Origin of the sequence: Streptomyces sp. NRRL WC-3618, from assembly GCF_001280005.1 — a bacterium.
Classification (GTDB): Bacteria; Actinomycetota; Actinomycetes; order Streptomycetales; family Streptomycetaceae; genus Streptomyces.
Genome location: NZ_LGDW01000492.1, coordinates 17,929 through 39,900 on the forward strand (window position 1 = coordinate 17,929; position 21,972 = coordinate 39,900).

Here is a 21,972-nt window from a genome sequence, read left to right on the forward strand (position 1 = left end):
TGGCGCGGGACCGGGCCGCAGGTCAGACGTTCGTCCCGCTGCCGCCTGCCGAGGAGACCTTGATGCCCGCCGTTATCTCGTCGATCACCGACACCTTCTGGTCGGCGTCGATACCGAAGCGGACGACGACGATCTGCCGGGGATTCGACGGCGCGGGGAACGCCAGCGACTGGACGATGCCGTCCGCGCCCTTGCTGGTGACCGCCTTCCAGCGGACCAGATAGCCCTTCTGTCCGGCCACGGTCACCGCCTTCGTGGCCAGTACGTCGTGCGAGGTGATCTTCCCGTAGGTCGTACCGCCGTACGACTCCTCGGCGTTGGCCTCGATGTCGGCCTTGGCGACCGCCTCGGCCGTACTGCCCGAGGTGCCCAGCGCCAGCGCGGGCGCCGAGTACGCCCCGCCCTTCGTGCAGCTCTTCGTCGTGTCGCCCGGGCACTTGTACGAGCTGTCCGAGGTCACCTGCCCGCCCACGGCGATCGACTGGCCGTACCAGCCGTCGGGGATCGGGATGCTGATCCCGTTGGTCGGGTCGGGCACGGAACCGCTGTCGATCTTCGGGCTCTGTGAGGGCTCGGACTGCCGCGGATCCGGTGTCCGCCCGCCCGGGCCGCCTCCGGTGCCGCCGTCGGGGCCGCCCCGACCGCCACCGTTCTGGCCGCCGGGCCCGCCCCGGCCGCCCGGCACCTGTGAGCTCACATCGCTGCCGCCGTCGTCCCTGGTCAGCACGTACACGCCGCCGCCTATGCCGGCGAGGACGGCGATCGCCACCGCGACGGCGATACCGGTGCGCAGCCCGCGCCGGGTGCCCGTCGGCGGATGGTCCGGATACGCCGGATACGACCCGCCGGTGGCCAGCACCGGTGGACCCCAGGCGGTGGGCGAGCCCTCGGGACGGGTCTGTTCCGTCCATGCCTTGCCGTCCCACCAGCGCTCGGTGGCGGGGCCGTCACTTGTCTGCCCGGGGTCGGGATACCAGCCGGGAGGAGTCTCCTGCGTCATGCCCCCACCGTATGAGGCTCGTGTGAAAGTCGGATGAGAGGAGTGCTCTTTCCGCCGGGAACGGCGTGGAAAGGCGGGCCGAGATGCCGAGATAAGGGGATACGCGGGGCCGGTCCCCCGCCGTTCACCAGCCGACCTCGCGTCTTCCGGGGCCCGGCGGCAGGCGCGGGCGCGTGTCTGACGGTGACGGAAAATCAGCGATATTTCATCCGCTGTCGACTGGCGGCAATATGCGGAACCGCTGGTGACGGGTCCGCCGCGTCGCCCTGCCGCGCGCCCTGTCACTCGTCCCGGCGGAGTCTGGGCGGACCCGCCTCCACAGCGGCGGCCGGACGGCTAGTCTCGGGTTCTGTACGTCGTTCAGGCGACTTGGGGAGGTACGGGATGACGGAGGAACGGCCAGGGAAGGCCGGCTCTGCCGCCCTGTGGGAGCGCGAAGCACAGGTCGCCGCCATCGAGCAGGCGATCGAGGTGTTGTGTGTCGACAACTCCTCCTCGGGCAGTCTGCTGCTCTTCAGCGGCGAGGCGGGCTTCGGCAAGACCGCGCTGATGGCCCAGACCCGGCGCCTCGCCGAGCGCCGCAACTGCACGGTGTGGTCGGTGCGCGGCGGCGAGACCCTCAAGTCGGTCCCCTTCAACGTCGTACGGCAGCTGCTGCAGCCCGCCCTGCTGTCGCTGATGCCGGAAGAGGCCCGCGAATACCTGGGCGACTGGTACGACATCGCGGGTCCCGCCCTCGGCATCACCGAACCCGGTGAACGTCAGGCCGACCCGCAGGGCGTGTGCGACGGCCTGGTGGCGGCCGTACGGCGGCTCGCCAAGCGCGACTGGCCGCTCGTCCTGCTCATCGACGACGCCCAGTGGGCCGACCAGGAGTCCCTGCGCTGGCTGGCCGCGTTCGCGGAGCGGCTCGACGACCTGTCCGTCCTGGTCGTCGTCGCGCGCAGGCCCGACGAGGCCACCGGCGCCGGCGCCGACCACCTCGACGTGATCGCCGCGGCGGCCACCCCCGTCGCAGCCCTCGACGCCCTGACACCGGCGGCTTGCGAGGGCCTCACCCGCGCCACCCTCGGCCCCCACGCCGACGCCCCGTTCTGCCGCGAGGTGTGGGCGGTCACCGGCGGCAATCCGTACGAGACCGTCGAACTCCTGGCCAAGGTCCAGGGCGAAGGACTCGCCCCGGTCGAGGCGTCCTGCTGCGAACTGCGCGCACTGAACAACTCGGCGCGCGGCGGCGGCCTCGTCGCCCGTCTTCAGGAGCTGGGTCTCGAGGCCACCCGCTTCGCCCAGGCCGCGGCCATTCTCGGTACGGGCAGCATCACCGTGGACCTCGTGGCACGGCTGGCCACGATGGGTCCCAACGACGCCTACCGCTGCGCCAACCTCCTCTGCGCCGAACGCATCCTCACCGAGCCTGATCTGACGACTCGTCAGATCGCCGACGGTGAGCTGGAGTTCGTCCACCCTTTGATCGCCACCGCCGTCTACGACTCCATCCCGGACGGCATCCGCACCGCCATGCACGGCATCGCCGCCCAGGTGGTCTCCGAGTCAGGTCGCGGCGCCGCCGCGGCTTCCCAACACCTTCTCCATGTGTATCCGGACGGTGACGAGGAACTCGTCGAGCAGCTGCGCGAGGCCGCCCGCGAGCACCAGGCGGTCGGTGCCCCGGACGCGGCCCGCCACTGTCTCGAGCGCGCCCTGCTGGAACCACCCCGGCCCGAGAGCCATCCGCACGTGCTCTACGAACTGGGCTGCGCCACCCTCCTCACCGCCCCCGCGACCACCATCGGACATCTCCAGACCGCGCTCGCGATGCCCGGCCTGGAGGGCGACAAGCGCGTCGACGCGATCGTCCGGCTCTCCCAGGCCCTGCTGCACAACGACCAGTTGGAGGCGGCCGTCCGCGCGGTCGAGACGGAAGCCGCCCGGCACGAACCGGGCCCGGCCCGGATGCGGTTGCAGGGCGTGCACTTCATGTGGGAGTGCCTCCACGGTGGCGACGCGCCGGCGCCCGGCCGCTCCGAGCGCCTCGCCGAACTCGCCCGCCCCTGCACGGGCCGGGACAACTCCGAGCGCGCGCTGCTCATCCTGCGCGGCTTCGACGCCATGGCCCACGGCGAGAACGCCGAGGAGGTCGTGGAGGTGTGCGACCGCGCCCTCGTCAACGGCCGCCTCGCACCAGGACTGGGCTGGATCGACCCCGAGTGGGGCATCGAGCTGCCGATGATGCTGGCCTCCGCGTACGCCTACACCGACCGCCTCGACCGCGCCGAGTCCCTCTACACGGAGGCTCTGCGCGCCTACGAGACGCACGGCTGGAGCGGGGGTCACCTCTCCCTCGCCCATGCCTACGTCGGTCTGGGGCACCGCAGGCGGGGCCGTCTCAGAGAGGCCGAGACGTCTCTGCGCGAGTCCCTGCGGCTGGCCGAACGAGTCGGGCGCGGCCTGCCCCTGTACTGGTCGGCGACCTGCAACCTCGTCGACACGCTGCTCGCCCGCGGCAAGGTCGAGGAGGCCTGGGCGATCGCCGAGCAGTACGGCTTCGCCCCGCCCTACCCGTCCACCATCGTGCTGCCCGAACCCCGCGCCGTACGCGGCAGGCTGCTCATCGCGGTCGGCCGCACCAAGGAGGGCATCAACGAACTGGAGGCCGCGGAGAAGGCGGCGACCGCGCGGGGATTCCACAACCCGGTGCTCGCCACCTGGGCCGTCGACCTCGCCCGGGCCCTGGCCAACGAGGACCCGCTGCGGGCCGCTGGGCTGGCCGCCGACGCGCGCCGTCACGCCGAACGCTTCGGCACGGACACCGCGATCGGCGAGGCCCTCCGCTGCGCGGCGGCCCTGGAGACAGGCCAGCGTGCGGTCCGCCTGGCGTCCCAGGCGGTCGCCTACCTCGAGTCGTCACCCTGCCAGTACGAACACGCGGCGGCCCGCGTCGAGTACGGCATCCTCGCCCGCTCGGTCGCCGACATCCAACGCGGTCTGACGCTGGCCAAGTCGTGCGGCGCGGACGGACTGGTCGCCCAGGCTCGGGAGGTCCTGGACACGGGCCGGGGACTGCGCTGACCCGCAGGGCGCCCGGCAGGATCGGTCAGGCCCGGAGCAACTGCTCCGTGACCCTCGCCAGGCGTCCCCGCACCTCCTCGTCGTACGTGTCCTCGTGCGCCCGCGAAGGGCTCGTACCGTCGAAGTAGCGTCCGCTGCCCGGCTCCCGGGTCACCAGCGCGACAACGGCCGCGGCGCCGTCGGCGACGCTCGACCAGGGGGTGACGCCGGCCTCGCGGACCATCGTGGTGTCCATGTAGGTGGCGGGGTGCAGCACGTTGACGGAGATGTCCCAGGCCGCCAACTCCTCGGCCAGGGTGAAGGTGTGGGCGGCGAGCGCGAACTTGCTGCGGACGTACGCGGTCGTTCCGCTGTAGCCGCGGGTGAGTTCGGGATCGTCGAAGTCGAGCGGCGCCTGGCCGGCCGAGCCGACGTTCACGACCCGTGAGGGCGCGCCCGCACGCAGCGTCGGCAGCAGGGCGCGGGTGAGGACGACCGGCGCGAGGTAGTTCACCGCGAGCCGCAACTCGTGCCCGTCGACGCTCAGTTCACGGGCCGAGCCGCGTGGGCCGGCGCCGACGCCCGCGTTGTTGACGAGCACGTCGAGACCCGGGTGCGCGTCGGACACCCGGGCTCCCAGCTCGCGTACGGCGGCCAGCGAGGCCAGGTCGGCGACGAACCCCTCGGCGTGTCCCTCGGCCCGCAGCTGCGTGACGAGCCGCTCGGTGCGGTCGGGGTCGCGTCCGTGGGCGAGAACGGTGTGACCCGAGCGGACCAGCTCGAAGGCGACGTACCGGCCGAGCCCCGAGGTGGCGCCGGTGATCAGAACAGTGGACATGCCTCCACCGTAGGCACGGCACGCGGGCCCGGACGAGGACCTGCCGAGCCTGCGACCAGCGGGGTCACCCTTGCGCGCCGTCCTCCTCCGCCAGTACGCGCTGCGCCACCGCGAACGCCGAGTTGGCCGCAGGGACCCCGCAGTACACGGCCGTCTGGAGCAGCACCGCGCCGATCTCCTCGGGGGAGAGCCCGTTGCCGCGCGCCGCGCGGACGTGCATCGCCAGCTCGTCGTAGTGGCCGTGGGCGACCAGGGCGGTGAGCGTGATCATGCTGCGCTCGCGCCGGGTGAGGGTCGGGTCGGTCCAGATCTCGCCCCACGCGTAGCGCGAGATGAAGTCCTGGAAGCGGGCCGTGAAGGGCGTCTGCCGTTCCTGCGCCCGGTCCACGTGGGCGTCGCCGAGTACCTGCCGACGCACCTCCATGCCCCGCCGGGGAGCCACCCCGAAGTGCGGGCGCAGCGCGGCCAGCACGGCCTCCGGGCACTGCGCGACCGCCAGATGGGAGGCGCCCGGCAGTTCGACGAGCGTGGCACGCGGCACGGCGTCCGCGATCTCCCGCAGATGGGCCGGGGGAGTGGCCGGGTCCTGCCGCCCGGCGACGAGCAGGGTGGGCACGTCGATCCCGGCCAGCCGCTCGCGCAGATCGAAGGCGGCCAGCGCGTCGCAGCAGGCGGCGTACGCGTCCGGATCGGCGTTTCGGTGATCCGCGACCAGCTCCGGCACGGTGAACCCGGGCGTGAACCAGCGGGCGTCGGCACTCGCGGCGAGCCCTGCCAGCCCCTCGCTCCGCACCAGGGCGGCCCGCTCCTCCCACGGCTTGCTGCCGTTGAAGTGGGCCGAGGAGCACAGCACGGCGAGCGACGACACGCGCTCCGGGTGGTGGACGGCAAGATGCAGACCCACCGCACCGCCCAACGACACGCCCGCGTAGGCGAATCGGGCGATCCCGAGGGAGTCGGCGAGCGCCAGCACGAGCGCGGCCAGATCCCCGACGGTGGCCCCCGGCCCGATCAGCCCGGGCGCCGAACCCCCATGCCCTGGCAGGTCCCAGCGGACCACCCGGTGCGTGACGGACAGCTCGGGCGCCACCTTGTCCCAGAGGGCGTACGACGTGCCGAGCGAGGGCCCGAGCAGCAGCGGGGGAGCGGTGACGGAGCCCTCGACGCGGTGGTGCAGCAGCTTGTCGGTCACGGTCGCTCCAGAGCACGGTCGGTGAGGGTTCCGGCGGAGCCGGTGTAACGGGCGGGGTCCGTCAGGTCGTTGAGGGGCAGGTCCTTCAACTCGTACTCCTCGGCCAGGAGTTCGACGAGTGTCCGGCCTTCGGTGTAGGTCCGGGCGGCCACTTGGGTGAGCAGCTCCTTCGCGCGGGCCCGGCCCAGCACGGGTGAGAGTTCGACGGCCAGCCGCTCGGAGACGATCAACCCGTGGGTGAGGCCCAGGTGTTGGCGCATGACATCCGGGTGCACGCGCAGCCCCTCGGTCAGCTCCACGGCGTCCCGGGCCGCGCCCCCGGTCAGCCGGAGCAGCTCCCTGAGCGGCTCCCACTCGGCGTGCCAGGCACCGGCCGGCCGTTCGTCCTCGGCGACCAGAGCCCCGAACAACGTGGCCGCGAGCTGCGGTGCGCGTCGGGCCGCGGCGGCGATCAGCGTCGACCGTACGGGATTCGCCTTGTGCGGCATCGCCGACGAACCCCCGCCGCTGCCCTCGGACACCTCGGCGATCTCGGTACGGGCCAGCGTCAGCACGTCGGCGGCGAGTTTCCCGAGGGCGCCGGCCGTGAAGGCGAGCGCCCCGGCGAGATCGGCGACCGGGGTGCGCAGGGTGTGCCAGGGCAACACCGGATCGGCGAGGCCGAGTTCACGGGCGTAGGCGGCGACGAGGGCTCGGGTGTCCACCGGTGGGTCGCCCGCGCCGAACACGGTAAACGCGGCCAAGGTGCCTGCGGCGCCCCCGAGTTGGGCGGGCAGGCTCTGTCGTACGGCCGTGAGGCGGTCCCGTGCGTCCAGCACGAGCGAACGCCAGCCCGCCGCCTTCAGGCCGAAGGTCGTCGGTACGGCGTGCTGGGTGAGCGTGCGGCCCGGCATCGGGGTGTCGCGGTGGTCGGCGGCGAGCCGGGCGAGGGCGCGCGCGGTGCGGTCGAGGTCGGCGAGGACCAGGTCCAGGGTGCGGGCGGCGACCAGCATCGTCGCCGTGTCCAGGATGTCCTGGCTGGTCGCACCCCGGTGCACGTACGGCCCGTACTGCGCGCCGACCGCCGCCGTCAGGTCCGCGACCAGGGGGATCACCGGGTTGCCGCCGGACCGGGCGCGCAGCGCGATCGACCGTACGTCGAAGGAGGCGGCCTCGTGGACGGCCGCGTCGACCGCCGTGGCCGCCTCCCCGGGCGCCAGCCCCAGGCCTGCCTGCGCCCGGGTCAGCGCGGCCTCCGCGTCGAGCATCGCCCGCAGATACGCGGTGTCGCTCGTCGCGGCGGCCGCCGGGGAACCGGCCCACCCGGGGGAGAGCAGGCCGGTGTCGGCGTCGGACTCGGCATCGGCAGGTGGTGTCACTCGAACTCCAGGAAGACCGTTTCGCCCTCGCCCTGAAGGCGGATGTCGAAACGGTACGTGCGCCGCTCGCCCTCGGCGGCGACCAGCGTGGCGCGCCGCTCGGCCGGCAGGGAGTCGAGCAGCGGATCGGCGCCGTCCGCCAGATACGCACGCGTGTACAGGTGGGTCAGCAGACCGCGCGCGAACACACACACGCTGATGTACGGCAGGCCCGCGTTGCCCGGCGGCAGCGTGTACAGCGCGTAGTGCCCGTCGGCGTCCGTGGCGACCCGCCCGAAGCCCGTGAAGTCGGTGCCGTTGCGGCCCAGGAAGCCGCCCGTCACCGGGTCGCGGCGCAGCGAGCCGGGGGCGCCGGAGAGGGAGCCGTCGGGCGCCGCCTGCCAGAACTCCAGCAGGGCGTCGGGGATCGGGTCGCCCGCGCCGTCCAGGACGTACCCGTGGAGGGTGACCGTGTCCGGGTGGCCCTTGGGCGCGACCTGCTCGCCCTCGGGGAAGGGGAGCGCATACCCGTAGAAGGGGCCCACGGTGTGCGACGGGGTGGGGCGAAGGTTCTCCGGGGCGACGGGAGACGCGGGAGAGACAGGAGAGGCGGGGGAGACGCTCATCAGTCGCGGCCTTCTTCGATCCAGGTGGCGGAGGGACCGTCGAGGACGATGTCCCACTCGTAGCCGAGCGAGAACTCGGGCTGGGACAGGTCGTGGTTGTACTCGGCGACGAGGCGATTGCGGGCGGCCTCGTCGGTCACCGAGCGCAGGATCGGGTCGTAGCGGAACAGCGGGTCGTTCGGGAAGTACATCTGCGTCACGAGCCGCTGCGTGAACGCCGTGCCGAAGACCGAGAAGTGGATGTGCGCGGGCCGCCAGGCGTTGGTGTGGTTGCGCCACGGGTACGCGCCCGGCTTGATCGTGGTGAACCGGTACCGTCCCTGATCATCCGTCAGGACCCGCCCCACACCGGTGAAGTTGGGGTCGAGCGGCGCCGGGTGCTGGTCCCGCAGATGCGCGTACCGGCCGGAGGCGTTGGCCTGCCACAGCTCGATCAGCTGACCGCGCACGGGCCGCCCGCTGCGGTCGAGGAGCCGTCCGGAGACGGTGATGCGCTCGCCGAGCGGCTCGCCCTGGTGCTGGACGGTGAGGTCGCTGTCGATCTCGGTGATGTCGGTGGCCCCGAACACCGGCCCCGACAGCTCGACCGTCTCCGGGTCCCCGCCGCTCACCGCGACCAGCGGCTGCTTCGGGTGCCGCAGCACCGAGCTGCGGTACGGGGCGTAGTCGCGCGGCGGATGGTTCTGTACGGGGGCGCCTTCGGCGACCGCCTTGTCGTAGGCGTCCTGGAGGTCGCTGACCTCGGTGTCGATGTCCGACTGGGTGAGAGCCATGGGGAGTTCCTAGCGTTCGAGGACGAGGGCGAGGCCCTGGCCCACGCCGATGCAGAGGGTGGCGACACCGACTCCCGTGCCCTTGCGGGCGAGTTGGTGGGCGACGGTCCCGGCGAGCCGGGCACCGGAGGCGCCGAGCGGATGCCCGAGGGCGATCGCACCGCCCTGCGGGTTGAGGACCGCCGGGTCGAACTCGGGCCATTCGGCGACGCAGCCGAGGACCTGGGCGGCGAACGCCTCATTCAGTTCGAGAGTTGACAGGTCGTCAAATCCCTTGCCGACCTTGGCGAGTGCGCGGTTGACGGCTTCGACCGGGGCGAGCCCGAAGTAGTTCGGGTCGATGGCCGAGACGCCGGTCGCCGAGACCCGGGCGAGGGGTTCGCGGCCGGTGGCCTTCAGACCCTCCTCGTCGACCAGGAGGAGGGCGGCGGCGCCGTCGTTGAGGGGGGAGGCGTTGCCCGCCGTGACGGTGCCGCCCTCGGGGCGGAAGGACGGCTTGAGCCCGGCCATGGCCGCGAGGGAGGCGTCGGCGCGTACGCATTCGTCGGCGGCGAAGGCGACCGGGTCGCCCTTGCGCTGGGGCACCGGGACGGGGGCGAGCTCGGCGTCGAACAGGCCTGCCCGCTGTGCCGCGGCGGCCTTCTGGTGGCTGGCGAGGGCGAACTCGTCCTGCTGCTCGCGGGTGATCTTGTGCTTGTCGGCGATGAGTTCGGCGGACTCGCCCAGCGGGATCGTCCAGCGCGGGTCCATCCTCGGGTTGGTCATGCGCCAGCCGAGCGTGGTCGAGTACAGCTCGGTGTGCCCGGCGGGGAAGGGCCGGTCGTTCTTGGGCAGGACGTAGGGGGCGCGGGTCATGGACTCCACACCGCCCGCGAGCGCGATGGAGGCGTCGCCGACGGCGATGGCGCGGGCGGCCTGGATCACCGCTTCCAGACCGGACGCGCACAGCCGGTTGACGGTGACGCCGGGGACCGAGGTGGGCAGCCCGGCGAGGAGGCCCGCCATCCGGGCGACGTTGCGGTTCTCCTCGCCGGCGCCGTTGGCGTTGCCGAAGTAGACGTCCTCGACACGGGCGGGGTCCAGGCCGGGCGTCCGGGCGAGGAGTTCACGGATGGCGTGGGCGGCGAGGTCGTCCGGGCGCAGGCCGGCCAGGCCGCCGTTGTAGCGGCCGATCGGGGTCCGTACGGCGTCGACGATGTAGACGTCCTTCAGACGGCTCACGGCTGGATCTCCTCGGGGATGCGGACCTTCGCGGCGGTCTTCGCCACGATCTCCTCGACGCCGACACCCGGCGCGGTCTCGACGAGCACCAGCCCGTCCTCGGTGACATCGAGAACACCCAGGTCGGTGATGACCCGGTTCACACACGCCTTGCCGGTGAGCGGCAGTTCACACTGCTCCAGGATCTTCGGCGAGCCGTCCTTCGCGGTGTGCGTCATGACGACGATCACCGTGCGAGCGCCGTGCACCAGGTCCATCGCCCCGCCGATCCCGGTGACCAGCTTGCCGGGGATGGCCCAGTTCGCCAGGTCGCCCCCGGCGGACACCTGCATCGCGCCCAGTACGGCGACGTCGATGTGCCCGCCGCGGATCATCCCGAAGGACAGCGCCGAGTCGAAGAAGGAGGCGCCCGGCAGGACGGTCACCGTCTCCTTGCCCGCGTTGATCAGATCCGGGTCGACCTGGTCCTCGGTCGGGTAGGGGCCGGTGCCCAGGATGCCGTTCTCCGACTCCAGGATCACCTCGACGTCGGCGGGGAGGTAGTTGGGGATCAGCGTCGGCAGACCGATGCCCAGGTTCACGTACTGCCCGTCGCGCAGCTCACGCGCGGCCCGGGCGGCCATCTCTTCCCTGTTCCAGGCCATCAGCTGCTCACCGTCCGCTGCTCGATCCGCTTGTCGGCCGCCTGCTCGGGCGTCAGGGCGATCACCCGTTGCACGAAGATGCCCGGCAGGTGCACCGCGTCCGGGTCGATCTCGCCGGGCTCCACCAGTTCCTCGACCTCGGCGACCGTGATCCGGCCGGCCATGGCCGCGAGGGGGTTGAAGTTCCGGGTGGACTTGTTGAAGACCAGGTTGCCGTGCCGGTCGCCCTTGGCGGCCCGGACCAGCGCGAAGTCGGTGCGGATGGCGCGCTCCAGCACGTACTCCGTGCCGTCGAACTCCCGTACCTCCTTCGGCGGCGAGGCCAGCGCGACGCCACCGGAGCCGTCGTACCGCCAGGGCAGTCCGCCCTCCGCGACCTGGGTGCCGACCCCGGCGGGTGTGTAGAACGCGGGGATTCCGGCGCCGCCGGCGCGCAGCCGCTCGGCGAGCGTGCCCTGCGGGATCAGCTCGAGCTCCAGCTCACCGGCGAGGTACTGGCGGGGGGGAACCTTGATTTCCCCCCCTTTTACAAGGGGGAGGGGGGGGGGCCCGCCCCCCCCCCGGCGGAACCCGTTCGACACCACCGACAGGCCCGAGACCGAGCGCTCGTACAGAGCCTCGATCAGCACGTTCGGCACACCGCTGAGCCCGAAACCGCCCACCGCGAGCGACGCGCCGTCCGGCACATCGGCCACCGCCTCCAGGGCTGTGGCGACCACCTTGTCCATCCGTGAAGCCCCATCTCTTCCGAGCAATTACTCAGGGCACTGAGTATTTCAGCAAGGTTTCCCTCACGCTGCCACTCGTCGGTCATGGCGTCAAGAGTCATGCGAAAATGGCAGGTGGGGGCAGTGTGTCCAGGCGGGAGACATAGAGACGACTGGACGGTATCGTCAGTACACCAACGAAATACACCAACGAAATTCTGTGCGCAGAAGACGACGACCCCAGGAGCGGACATGGCCGCGGTGGACCTCTCCACCCACCCCGGGCACCTCGCCCGGCGACTCCAGCAGGCCCACTACCTGCTGTGGAACACGATGGTCTCCGAGGAGATCACCTCGCCGCAGTTCGCCGTACTGAACGCGCTGGTCGCCGAACCGGGCCTGGACCAGCGCACGGTCGGGGAACGGGTGGGCCTCGACCGGTCCACGGTCGCCGAGGTCGTCAGCAGACTCGGCCGCCGGGACCTCATCGACAAGGTGCGCGACCCGGAGGACGGCCGTCGCTCCCTGTTGCGCCCCACGGACGACGGAGTGCGCACCCACCGCAAGCTGACCGTGCGGACGGCCCGGATGAACCAGGTCTTCCTCGCCCCGCTCTCCGCCGACGAACAGACCGTGTTCCTCGAACTCATCCAGCGGGTCTGCGACGCGGCGGAAGGTCTGCGCAACCCGGCGGAACCGCTCACCTCCCCCCGCTGACGGCACGTCCCCAGCCCGGCCGGGTCCGCTCAGCGGACCTGGAGCGGATACCGTGCGGGGACGAGACCGTCGCCCGGACCACCCGTCGTCCGGAGCCGAGAAGGGGACAGGGATGGCAGCCGGAGGATCCGGGGCAGGAGACGCGCGAGAGTCCGAACCCGCGGGGATGCGGACCGTGCAGCGGGCCATCGACGTTCTCGGGCTCTTCGACGAGGTCAGGCCCGCGCTGTCCCTCCGTGAGATCGTCAGCGCCTCCGGGCTGCCGAAGACCACCGTGCTGCGCCTGCTCCAGACCCTGCGGATCAACGGACTGCTCTGGGTCGACGAGCACGGCCGCTACATAGCGGGCCCGGCGCTGCTGCGCTGGTCCCGGCTCGCCGAACAGGCCTGGCGACTGCCGGCCGCGGCGCAGGCGCTGCTGCGCGACCTCGCCGCCGAGCACAAGGAGACGGTGCACCTGTATGTGCGCCGGGACATCCACCGCGTCTGCATCGCCCAGGAGGAGGGCCCGCAGGCGCTGCGCCAGGTCGTGCGGGTCGGCGACGAACTCCCGCTGTGGGCGGGCGGCGTGGCCAAGGCGCTGCTGGTGGACGCCCCGGACATGCTGCTCCTGCGCGTCGCGCAGGCCTCACCGTACGGAGCCGGACATCTGGTGACCCTCCGGACCTGGATCAAGGAGGCCCGCGACCAGGGGTACGCCGTGAGCCACGGTGAGCGCGAGGAGGGCCTGTCGGCGGTGGCCGTGCCGGTACGGGGGAGGCGCGGCGCGGTGATGGCCGCGCTGTCCTTCGGCGGGCCGAGTACGCGGTTCACGCCGGAGCGGGTGACCCGGTTCGCGGCGGCGCTGCGCGGGGCGGCGGGGGAACTGGCGCGGGCGGGGCTGCCGTTCGAGGCGTGAGGGGGCGCTCCGCTCGATGCGTGGTGGATGCGTGACGCGTGATGCGGCGGGCGTGGGTCGGCGCGTCGGCCGGTACGGCGACCCCGGCACCGGCCCGCGCGTCGGACGGCGGGGCCCGCACCCGTCAGGCCGTCGCGAACACCACCCACACCTGCCCCTTCGCGAAGTTCACCGGCGTACCGTCCGCCGTCGTGAAGGCCGTCCCCTCCGCCGCAGACCCGCGCCGCCACTTCACATCGAACGCCCGTCCGTCCCGCAGGACCTGTGCCCGGCCCGATCCCACGGACAGGGTGTACGGCGAGTTGTTGCCGAGGACGTCGTGGAACCGCGACTCGCGCACCTTCACGTACTGCACGACGACCGTCGCGGCGGCGATCCGGTTGTCGTCGGTCGTGACGGTCGGGGCACCGTCCATCGACACCAGCCAGCGGTGCCGGTCCGCGGACCAGGTGAACGTGAAGCGCGCCGACGGGAAGCGGACGGTGCGCGACGCCAGCGGCGTCCCGCCCTCGGGCGCGGTGCCGTAACGGAAGCCGGTGGTCAGCGCGTCCGCTCCCGGCGCGACGCCGACCAGCCGCTGCGGCCGCAGAAACAGGTTGTGCGGCGCCGCTCGGTCCGGGCCCCGGTAGTACGCGCCGGACGTCGCCGACTCCGGGGACTCGGCGTTCAGGGGTGCCCGGTCGATCAGCGGCAGCAGCTTGTTCTGGGCCCCGGAGAAGGCGAGCGTCGGCTCGTCGAACTGACGCAGCAGCTCCAGATCGGACTCGCGTGCGCTGCGCACCGGCCCGACGGCCTTCGGCAGCCGGGTCGCGTAGATCGCCAGCAGCCGGCTCAGACCGCCCTCGACCTGTTCGGCATACACGATGTCCGCCGCCTCCAGGCCCGTCTGGGGACGCGCCGCGTCGACGTTGTCGATCTTCACGGCGAGCAGGGGTCCGGCACCCTTCGGCTCGTGCGACTTGCGGTGGTCGGGTTCCTGACTGTGGCTGTGTCCGCGCCCGTCGTCGGAGCGGTCGTTCGACGTACAGCCGGCCATCAAGGAGGCCGAGAGGGCGGCGGCCAGCAGCGCCGCCGTAGCCATTCCCCGGCGCTGCGTCCGTGCCATCCGCGTCATCTGTCGCCTGTCCACCGTCGCCACCACATCCGTGCCTACGATTGTGCGCTTATCGTTTCAATGGTGGCCACGCCCGATAAATTCTGATCGCGCGCGTGAAGGGGCCAAACGGCCCACGGGAAACGAGAGACGAGCCCGAAGGCTGCCCTCAGTCCTGAGTGCCGCCCTGAGCGCCCTGAGTGCCCTGCGGGCCGAGGATCTCCGCGAGGTCGTATCCCACCGGCTCCTCCAGCTGGTCGTACGTGCAGCTGTCGGCCGTACGGTCCGGGCGCCAGCGGCGGAAACGGGCCGTGTGCCGGAAGCGGGCGCCGTTCTCCATATGGTCGTACGCCACCTCGGCGACCAGTTCGGGACGCAGCGGGATCCACGAGAAGTCTTTCTTCGCCGACCACCGGCTCGGCGCCCCCGGCAGCCGCGACGCCTCGTGCGCCGCCTCGTCCGCCCAGGCCGCCCACGGATGCTCACCCACGTCCGCCAGCCGCAGCGGCTCCAGCTCCGCGACGAGTTCGGCCCGCCGCTTCATCGGGAACGCGGCGCTCACCCCGACATGCTGGAGGACACCCCGGGCGTCGTACAGCCCGAGCAGCAGCGAGCCCACGATCGGTCCGCTCTTGTGCAGCCGGTACCCGGCCACGACGACATCCGCCGTCCGCTCGTGCTTGACCTTGAACATCACCCGTTCGTCCGGCCGGTAGCGCAAGGTGAGCGGCTTGGCCACGACACCGTCGAGACCCGCCCCCTCGTACTGCTCGAACCACCGCCGCGCCACCTCGATGTCCGTGGTCGCCGGCGCCACATGAACAGGCGCGGTTACGCCGGACAACGCCATGGTGAGCAGCGCGCGCCGGTCGGCCAGCGGAACGTCGACGAGTGACTCGTCACCCAGCGCCAGCAGGTCGAACGCGACGAAAGACGCCGGATTCCGTTCGGCCAGCGTCCGCACCCGGGACTCGGCGGGGTGAATACGCTCGGTCAGCGCGTCGAAGTCCAGACGCCCGCCGAGCGCGATCACGATCTCTCCGTCCACCACGCACCGCTCGGGCAGCCGCTCCCGCAGCGCCGCCACCAGCTCGGGGAAGTACCTGGTCAGCGACTTGGTGGTGCGGCTGGCGACCTCGACCTCGGCGCCGTCGCGAAACGCGATCGCCCGAAAACCGTCCCACTTCGCCTCGTAGTGCATGCCCGGGGGGATCTGCGCCACGGACTTGGCGAGCATCGGTTTCACGGGGGGCATGACCGGGAGATCCATGGTTCGATTCTGCGCGCGCCCGACCGTAATCGCCCGGTGTGCGAGCTTCGCGCGGTACGCCTACCGTGGCTCGCATGGGCGAAGCGGTGGAGCTGGAAGCGTTCGGTCGGGCGGTGCGGCTGTCCAGTCCGGACAAGGTCTTCTTTCCGGAGCGTGGCTTCACCAAGCTCGACCTCGCGCGGTACTACCTCGCCGTCGGTCCCGGCATCCTGCGTGCGCTGCGTGACCGGCCCACCACCCTGGAGCGCTATCCGGAGGGGGTGACCGGCGAGAACTTCTTCCAGAAGCGGGCGCCCAAGAACATGCCCGACTGGATTCCGACCGCCCACATCACCTTCCCCAGTGGTCGCAGCGCCGACGAGATGTGCCCGACCGAGGTCGCCGCCGTGCTGTGGGCCGCCCAGTTCGGCACCCTCACCTTCCATCCCTGGCCGGTGCGGCGCGCCGATGTCGACCACCCCGACGAACTGCGCCTGGACCTCGACCCGCAGCCCGGTACGGATTATGAGGACGCCGTACGTGCCGCGCACGAACTGCGCGCCGTACTCGACGAGTTCGGCGGGCTGCGCGGCTGGCCCAAGACCTCCGGCGGGCGCGGTCTGCATGTCTTCGTGCCGATCGAACCGCGGTGGACGTTCACGCAGGTGCGGCGGGCGGCGATCGCCGCCGGACGGGAGCTGGAGCGGCGGATGCCGCAGCAGGTGACGACCAGGTGGTGGAAGGAGGAGCGCGGGGAGCGGATCTTCGTCGACTACAACCAGACCGCCCGCGACCGCACCATCGCCTCCGCCTACTCCGTACGGCCCCGGCCGCACGCACCGGTCTCGGCGCCCCTGAAGTGGGAGGAGGTCGGTGACGCGCGGCCCCTCGACTTCGACCTCGCGACCATGCCCGGCCGGTTCGCTCAATTCGGCGACGTCCACGCCGACATGGACGACCACGCCTTCTCTCTCGACGCCCTGCTCGAACTCGCCCGCCGCGACGAACACGAGCACGGACTCGGCGACCTGCCGTATCCACCGGAGTACCCGAAGATGCCGGGCGAGCCCAAGCGCGTACAGCCAAGCCGGGCCCGCAAGGGGTGACTTGGCCAAGAACCAACCCCGACGAGGTCGCCTCCCGGTCGGGGCGGTCACGCCACCGATGGGGAGGCGACCCCCTGGTCAGGACAGTTCCTTGATCTGGACGTCCCGGTACGAGATCACATCGGTCGTGCCGTGCACCTGGAGGCCGATGTACCCGGACGCGAACCGCCGTCCGTCCGTGCCCGGGTCGTCCGAGCGCGGCGGGGTGAAGTCCTGGCCCCCGATGTTGTCGAACTCGTTGACCAGCACGCCGTTGCGGTACACCGAGTAGTGCTGGTCGACCACCCGGATCTCGTAGTCGTTCCAGGTGCCCTTCTGGGTGACGCCGGCCCCGGCGAGGCCCACCCGGTCGAAGCCGTAGACCGAACCCGTCTTGTACATGTCGCCGTCAGGCCGGTCGAGCACCTGCATCTCGTGCCCGTACTCGATGGCCACCCACTCCGGCCGGGCCTCCTGCGGATGACCGTGGACCCACGGGAAGCGCACGAACACACCGGCGTTGGCGTTGCCCGTGCCCGGTGCGTCGTCACGCCACTGGAGCTTCAGCGAGAAGTCGCCGTACTTCCGCTCCGGGAACCACAGCATGCCCAGGCCGTCGACCGTCGTGCCGCTGGTGATCGACCCGTCGTCGTTCGGGTTGGCGAGGATGTTGAGCGGGACGTCGTTGTTGCGACGGCACGAAACTGACCCACAGTGACGTCGAACCCGGCGGCAGTCGCACCTACACCTGGCGCACACACGCCCCGGGCCGCCGTACGGACGGGACCTGGCGGGCGGGATACGAACCGCACGGCGCGAGCGGGGCCGGCGAGCCGCAGTCGGCGCACGAGCACTGACGAGGTCCGCGAGCGCTCTCATCCCTTGCGGGCCGGGACTATTGTGACGGCAACCGCCGATGAGGAGCCCCGAAGTGACCGAGACCGCGTCGCGTCCCACTCTGGAGGCCGTGGCCGCGCGGGCGGGAGTCTCCCGGGCCACCGCGTCGCGCGTCGTGAACGGCGGGGACGGCGTACGCGAACCCCTCGTCGAACGGGTCAGGCGTGCCGTCGAGGAGCTCGGGTACGTGCCCAACCAGGCGGCCCGCTCCCTGGTCACCAGGCGGCACGACGCCGTCGCCGTCGTCATCGCCGAACCGGAGCCCCGGGTCTTCGCCGACCCCTTCTTCGCCCTTCAACTCCGAGGCATCAGCAAGGAGTTGACCGCTCACGATTCCCAGCTCGTACTGCTGCTCACCGAAGGACGCGACGACCACTCCCGCGTCGGCCGGTATCTCGCCGGAGGGCACGTCGACGGTGCCCTCGTCTTCTCCCTGCACCTCGACGACCCACTGCCCGGCCTGGTCCAGCGTGCCGGCGTTCCCACCGTGTTCGGTGGCCGGCCCGGCTGGAGCGACGGCACCCGCGACGCCGTGTACGTCGACAGCGACAACCGGGGCGGCGCCCGCACCGCCGTACGGCATCTCGTCGCCCTCGGGCGGACGCGGATCGCGCACATCACGGGCCCCCTCGACCAGACCTCGGCGGCGGACCGGCGCGACGGGTTCCGGGACGTCATGCCGGACGCCGACCCACGGCTGATCGTCGAGAGCGACTTCACGCCGGCGGGCGGGGAACGCGCGATGCGTGAACTCCTCGACCGGTGTCCGGACCTGGACGCCGTGTTCGCCGCCAACGACCTCAGCGCCTCGGGCGCCCTGCGGATCCTGCGCGAACGCGGACGGAGGGTGCCGGAGGACGTCGCCGTGGTCGGCTTCGACGACATGTTGCCCGTCGCCGAGCAGAGCGACCCGCCGCTCACCACGGTCCGCCAGGACATCGAGGAGATGGGCAGGCTGATGGCGCGGCTGCTGCTCGGTGCGGTGGTCCCTGCGGGGGGCGCGCCGTCCAGCGTGGTCCTGCCGACCACGCTGGTTCGTCGCGCCTCGGCGTAGGGGTTCTTAGGGCGGGTGGTTCGTCTGGTGCGGGCCGGTGGGGGCTTGTCGCGCAGTTCCCCGCGCCCCCTTGGGAGCGCGCCCTTGGGAGCGCGCCCCTCCGGGGGGCGTCCCTCCTGTTACGTCTGCGGCGTTGCGCTCTTGATCACCGCGAAGCGTGCCCCGTACGGGTCGGTGAGCCGTGCGATGCGGCCGACGCCCTCCATGTCCGTGGCCGGCATGGTGACCTGGCCGCCGTGTTCCTGGGCCGTGGTGACGGTCGCGTCGGCGTCGGTGACCTCGAAATAGGGCAGCCAGTGCGGAGCGGCCCCGGTGCCCGTCGGGTCGTCGTCCACATCGACGATTCCGCCGAACATCCCGTCGTCCCCGGCACCCTCCGGGTTCACGCACGTGTACGACCCGCCGGGGAACTGCACCGCCGAGGTCTCCAGGCCCAGTACGGCGCCGTAGAACGCGGCGACCTTGGGCACGTCCGTCGTGTAGAGCTCCACCCAGCACAGGGAGCCGGGGTCGCCCGCGACCTCGAGGCCCTTGATCCGGCCGGGCTGCCAGAGGCCGAAGACGGCGCCGGTGGTGTCGGTGAGGATGGCCATCCGGCCCGCGTCCATGACATCCATGGGCGGCGCCGGAGTGCCGCCCCCGGCCTGCTCGGCGGCCTTGGCGGTCGCGTCGGCGTCCGGGGTCTGGAACGACACCGTCCACGACGGCGGACCCTGGCCCTCGGTGCTCTGCATGCCGCCCGCGACGGTCTTGCCGTCCAGCTGGAAGAAGCCGTACCCGCCGGCCTCGGGGCCCGCCGACTGGAAGTCCCAGCCGAAGAGCGCACGGTAGAAGGCGGTGGCACCCGCGATGTCGGGGGTGCCGAGATCGATCCAGTTCGGAGCACCGGTCACGAAACGGGTGGTGAGCATCATTGCCCTCCTCTTGGGCCCCGCCCGCTGCGAGGGCCCCGTCGACTGCTCTGCCGAGTCTCGCACCGCCCACTGACAATCGCCGCCGGAGCACGTCCGTGCCCCGGCCACCGTGTTCCGGAACGCTCCGCGCGCCGCCGTGCACCGGCGCATCCGGCGGGAGCATCATCGGGCGGACCGGCAGAGGACGGACAGCGGACCGGCAGCGGCCCGGACCACCGAGGCCCCTCGCTCTCCCTCCGGGCCGGGCACGAGGCGTTGATCGGACGTTGAGCGAACGTTTTTCACCGCCCGGCACGATCTGACCCATGCACTACGAGACGATCACCCCGATGGACAGCGCCTGGCAGGCGCAGGCCCTGTGCGCGGAGACCGGGGCCGACTTCTTCTTTCCCGAGCCCGGCAGTTCGGTGCGCGAGGCGAAGCGCATCTGCGGGATGTGCGAGATGCGCCCCGCCTGCCTGGAGTACGCACTCAGCAACGACGAACGGTTCGGCGTCTGGGGCGGCCTCTCCGAGAAGGAACGGCTCAGCCTCCGGCGCACCTCCCACACCTCCCACTGACCTCTCGGGCGGCGATTCCCGGCGCGGGCCCGGGGAAAGCACTGCGCCGCCACCCCATGGCCGACGTGCGGGACGCGGCGCTGGACGAGGTGACGGCGTACGAGTGAGTGGTGTTCCGGCGTGGGTCAGCCGGCGGCGCGGGCCGCCATGCGGGCCTTGCGGGCCGCGAGCTTCGCGTCGAACTTGGCGGCCTCCGCGTCCAGGCCACCCATGTACATGCCCAGTTCCTCCTGGGCCTGGAGGCCCTCGCCGCTGAGGTCGCTCATCTCCATGACCTTCAGATGGCGCAGGACGGGCTGGAGCACGTCGTCGTGGTGGATGCGCATGTTGTAGACCTCGCCGATCGCCATCTGCGCGGCGGCCCGCTCGAAGCCGGGCATGCCGTGACCGGGCATGCGGAAGTTCACGATCACGTCCCGGACGGCCTGCATGGTCAGGTCGGGCGCGAGTTCGAAGGCGGCCTTCAGCAGGTTCCGGTAGAAGACCATGTGCAGGTTCTCGTCGGTCGCGATGCGGGCCAGCATGCGGTCGCAGACCGGGTCGCCGGACTGGTGGCCGGTGTTGCGGTGCGAGACGCGGGTGGCCAGCTCCTGGAAGGCCACGTACGCCACCGAGTGCAGCATCGAGTGCCGGTTGTCGGACTCGAAGCCCTCGGCCATGTGCTGCATACGGAACGCCTCGAGCTGGTCGGGGTCGACGGCGCGGGACGCGAGCAGGTAGTCGCGCATCACGATGCCGTGCCGACCCTCCTCCGCCGTCCAGCGGTGCACCCAGGTGCCCCAGGCGCCGTCACGGCCGAACAGGCTGGCGATCTCGTGGTGGTAGCTGGGGAGGTTGTCCTCGGTGAGGAGGTTGACGACCAGGGCGATCCGGCCCAGCTCGGTGACCTTGGACTGCTCCTTGTCCCAGGCCTCGCCGTCCTCGAAGATGCCGGGGAAGTTGCGGGCGTCGCTCCACGGCACGTACTCGTGCGGCATCCAGTCCTTGGCGACCTTCAGATGCCGGTTGAGTTCGGTCTCGACCACTTCTTCCAGGGCGAACAGCAGCCGGGCGTCTGTCCAGGCGCCGGACGGGCTGCCGAGGTGCGGAGAAGTGATCGTCATGAATGCTCCAGAATGACGGTGCGAGCGGTATACGGACTGCCGGTACTCAACCTACGGCATCGTAGGCTACGTTCCCGTAGGTTACGCGACCGTAGGTTAAGAGCCTTGTAAAGATCTCTGATCAGCGGGCTCGGCTGGAGGTCAGACGTACAGCTCCCGCAGCCGTACCGAGAGGCAGGTCACACAGCCCTCGAGCTTCTCGAACTCGCTGATGTCGACGACCACCGGCTCGTGGCCCAGATCGGCGAGCAGTTCGGCCGTCTTCGGCGCGCTCGCCGCCATCAGCAGCTTCCCGCCGCCCAGCAGCACCACGTGCGCCCCCGACTCCTCCGGCACCGCCAGGAAGCGCGGGAAGAGGGACGGGGTGTCCACCAGCGGCGCGTACCCGATGACGGTTCCGTCCGGCAGCGCGGTGACCGCCGACTTCAGATGCAGCACACTGCTCACCGGTACGGCCACGACCCTTGCGCCGAGCGGCTCGAACACGGCCTTGAGCTGCTGCACCCCGGCGGCGTTCGTCCGCCCGCCCCGCCCGACGTAGATCGTGTCGCCGACCTTGAGGATGTCCCCGCCGTCCAGGGTGCCCGGCTCCCAGACCCAGTTCACCGAACAGCCGAGGCGGGCCACCGCCTCCTCGACGCCTGCGGTCTCGGCGCGCCGGGACTCGGCGCCGGGCCGCGCGATCAGCGCGACGTTGCGGTAGACGACCACCGCGTCCTCGACGAACACCGAGTCCGGGCAGTCGTCCGCCGGATCCACCTCGACGGTCTCCCAGCCGTGGGTGCGCAGCGCCTCCGCGTACGCCTCCCACTGCCGGCCGGCGAGGTCGGCGTCGATCTCCTCGCGCTCGATGTGCGTGACGAGGCCCTCGGCCAGGCGCGGGCTGGGGCGGCGTATGAGCGCCTTCTTGCTGGGCACGAGTGGCTCCGTATCGGAAGGGGGTGTCCGCGCACATCATGCAGCGCGGGCCGCGCGGACAAAAGCCCCGGAGGTCAGACCGGGGCTCGCGGCCCTTC

20 protein-coding genes and 2 pseudogenes are annotated in these 21,972 nt (G+C 71.6%); 7 read left to right on the forward strand and 15 right to left on the reverse strand.

The genetic code is table 11. The annotated features are described in order from the left end of the window. Nucleotides 1–22 precede the first annotated feature (22 nt). Complete coding sequence (locus ADL01_RS39845) at nucleotides 23–1,000, reverse strand: DUF2510 domain-containing protein (RefSeq protein WP_053746980.1); 978 nt, start codon at nucleotides 998–1,000, stop codon at nucleotides 23–25. A 384-nt stretch (nucleotides 1,001–1,384) separates the two neighbouring features. Here ADL01_RS39845 and ADL01_RS39850 point away from each other — a divergent pair, with 384 nt between their 5' ends. Further along, nucleotides 1,385–4,069 carry an ATP-binding protein gene (locus ADL01_RS39850; protein ID WP_053746981.1) on the forward strand — a complete coding sequence of 895 codons (2,685 nt, stop codon included), beginning with the start codon at nucleotides 1,385–1,387 and terminating at the stop codon, nucleotides 4,067–4,069. A 25-nt stretch (nucleotides 4,070–4,094) separates the two neighbouring features. Here ADL01_RS39850 and ADL01_RS39855 read toward each other — a convergent pair whose 3' ends face one another. The 8 genes from ADL01_RS39855 to ADL01_RS39890 all read right to left on the reverse strand — a co-directional run bounded on the left by ADL01_RS39855 (nucleotide 4,095) and on the right by ADL01_RS39890 (nucleotide 11,407). Continuing rightward, a complete protein-coding gene (locus tag ADL01_RS39855) occupies nucleotides 4,095–4,886 on the reverse strand; it encodes an SDR family NAD(P)-dependent oxidoreductase (protein ID WP_053746982.1) in 792 nt (263 codons plus the stop codon). Between the two features lie 64 nt (nucleotides 4,887–4,950). Beyond that, nucleotides 4,951–6,078, reverse strand: coding sequence for a 3-oxoadipate enol-lactonase (pcaD, locus tag ADL01_RS39860; protein ID WP_053746983.1), 1,128 nt, complete (start codon nucleotides 6,076–6,078; stop codon nucleotides 4,951–4,953). Beyond that, nucleotides 6,075–7,436, reverse strand: a complete 1,362-nt coding sequence (pcaB, locus tag ADL01_RS39865; protein ID WP_053746984.1) for a 3-carboxy-cis,cis-muconate cycloisomerase — start codon at nucleotides 7,434–7,436, stop codon at nucleotides 6,075–6,077. The genes pcaD and pcaB overlap by 4 nt, the downstream gene beginning before the upstream one ends. Beyond that, nucleotides 7,433–8,041 carry a protocatechuate 3,4-dioxygenase subunit alpha gene (gene pcaG / locus ADL01_RS39870; protein ID WP_053746985.1) on the reverse strand — a complete coding sequence of 203 codons (609 nt, stop codon included), beginning with the start codon at nucleotides 8,039–8,041 and terminating at the stop codon, nucleotides 7,433–7,435. The genes pcaB and pcaG overlap by 4 nt, the downstream gene beginning before the upstream one ends. After that, nucleotides 8,041–8,814: a protocatechuate 3,4-dioxygenase subunit beta gene (gene pcaH / locus ADL01_RS39875; RefSeq protein ID WP_053746986.1), complete on the reverse strand. Its 774-nt coding sequence runs from the start codon at nucleotides 8,812–8,814 to the stop codon at nucleotides 8,041–8,043. The genes pcaG and pcaH overlap by 1 nt, the downstream gene beginning before the upstream one ends. Nucleotides 8,815–8,823: 9 nt before the next feature. After that, nucleotides 8,824–10,026, reverse strand: a complete 1,203-nt coding sequence (locus tag ADL01_RS39880; protein ID WP_053747016.1) for a thiolase family protein — start codon at nucleotides 10,024–10,026, stop codon at nucleotides 8,824–8,826. A gap of 5 nt (nucleotides 10,027–10,031) precedes the next feature. Further along, entirely contained in the window at nucleotides 10,032–10,679 is a 648-nt protein-coding gene (locus ADL01_RS39885; RefSeq protein WP_053746987.1) for a CoA transferase subunit B, read from the reverse strand. Beyond that, entirely contained in the window at nucleotides 10,679–11,407 is a 729-nt protein-coding gene (locus ADL01_RS39890) for a CoA transferase subunit A (protein ID WP_053746988.1), read from the reverse strand. Before ADL01_RS39890 ends, ADL01_RS39885 begins: the two co-directional genes overlap by 1 nt. Before the next feature lie 231 nt (nucleotides 11,408–11,638). Here ADL01_RS39890 and ADL01_RS39895 point away from each other — a divergent pair, with 231 nt between their 5' ends. Both ADL01_RS39895 and ADL01_RS39900 read left to right on the forward strand, forming a co-directional pair. Then, nucleotides 11,639–12,103, forward strand: a complete 465-nt coding sequence (locus ADL01_RS39895; protein ID WP_053746989.1) for a MarR family winged helix-turn-helix transcriptional regulator — start codon at nucleotides 11,639–11,641, stop codon at nucleotides 12,101–12,103. 166 nt (nucleotides 12,104–12,269) lie between these two features. After that, nucleotides 12,270–13,001 (forward strand): IclR family transcriptional regulator, encoded by a 732-nt coding sequence (locus ADL01_RS39900; RefSeq protein ID WP_078961057.1) that lies wholly within the window; start codon nucleotides 12,270–12,272, stop codon nucleotides 12,999–13,001. A gap of 124 nt (nucleotides 13,002–13,125) precedes the next feature. On the opposite strand, the gene ADL01_RS39905 is transcribed toward ADL01_RS39900, so the two are convergent. Both ADL01_RS39905 and ADL01_RS39910 read right to left on the reverse strand, forming a co-directional pair. Then, nucleotides 13,126–14,115, reverse strand: a complete 990-nt coding sequence (locus ADL01_RS39905; RefSeq protein WP_053746991.1) for a DUF3048 domain-containing protein — start codon at nucleotides 14,113–14,115, stop codon at nucleotides 13,126–13,128. 148 nt (nucleotides 14,116–14,263) lie between these two features. After that, a complete protein-coding gene (locus ADL01_RS39910) occupies nucleotides 14,264–15,364 on the reverse strand; it encodes an ATP-dependent DNA ligase (protein ID WP_053746992.1) in 1,101 nt (366 codons plus the stop codon). Nucleotides 15,365–15,438: 74 nt separating this feature from the next. Between ADL01_RS39910 and ligD the strand changes: the two genes are divergently transcribed. Next, complete coding sequence (ligD, locus tag ADL01_RS39915) at nucleotides 15,439–16,449, forward strand: non-homologous end-joining DNA ligase (protein ID WP_053746993.1); 1,011 nt, start codon at nucleotides 15,439–15,441, stop codon at nucleotides 16,447–16,449. 78 nt (nucleotides 16,450–16,527) lie between these two features. Here ligD and ADL01_RS39920 read toward each other — a convergent pair. Continuing rightward, a pseudogene (locus tag ADL01_RS39920) lies at nucleotides 16,528–17,082 on the reverse strand (3-keto-disaccharide hydrolase); the annotation flags it as partial. 38 nt (nucleotides 17,083–17,120) lie between these two features. On the opposite strand from ADL01_RS39920, the pseudogene ADL01_RS47080 reads away from it, so the two are divergent. Beyond that, a pseudogene (locus ADL01_RS47080) lies at nucleotides 17,121–17,228 on the forward strand (copper oxidase); the annotation flags it as partial. 131 nt (nucleotides 17,229–17,359) lie between these two features. Then, entirely contained in the window at nucleotides 17,360–18,379 is a 1,020-nt protein-coding gene (locus tag ADL01_RS39925; RefSeq protein WP_053746995.1) for a LacI family DNA-binding transcriptional regulator, read from the forward strand. Between the two features lie 119 nt (nucleotides 18,380–18,498). On the opposite strand, the gene ADL01_RS39930 is transcribed toward ADL01_RS39925, so the two are convergent. After that, complete coding sequence (locus tag ADL01_RS39930) at nucleotides 18,499–19,290, reverse strand: VOC family protein (RefSeq protein ID WP_053747017.1); 792 nt, start codon at nucleotides 19,288–19,290, stop codon at nucleotides 18,499–18,501. Between the two features lie 308 nt (nucleotides 19,291–19,598). Between ADL01_RS39930 and ADL01_RS39935 the strand changes: the two genes are divergently transcribed. Beyond that, a complete protein-coding gene (locus tag ADL01_RS39935; protein WP_053746996.1) occupies nucleotides 19,599–19,853 on the forward strand; it encodes a WhiB family transcriptional regulator in 255 nt (84 codons plus the stop codon). 125 nt (nucleotides 19,854–19,978) lie between these two features. On the opposite strand, the gene ADL01_RS39940 is transcribed toward ADL01_RS39935, so the two are convergent. Then, nucleotides 19,979–20,956, reverse strand: a complete 978-nt coding sequence (locus tag ADL01_RS39940) for an acyl-ACP desaturase (protein WP_053746997.1) — start codon at nucleotides 20,954–20,956, stop codon at nucleotides 19,979–19,981. 141 nt (nucleotides 20,957–21,097) lie between these two features. Continuing rightward, the gene (gene ddaH / locus ADL01_RS39945; RefSeq protein ID WP_053746998.1) at nucleotides 21,098–21,874 is read right to left on the reverse strand and encodes a dimethylargininase; all 777 of its coding nucleotides are present in this window, start codon (nucleotides 21,872–21,874) and stop codon (nucleotides 21,098–21,100) included. Nucleotides 21,875–21,972: the final 98 nt, after the last annotated feature.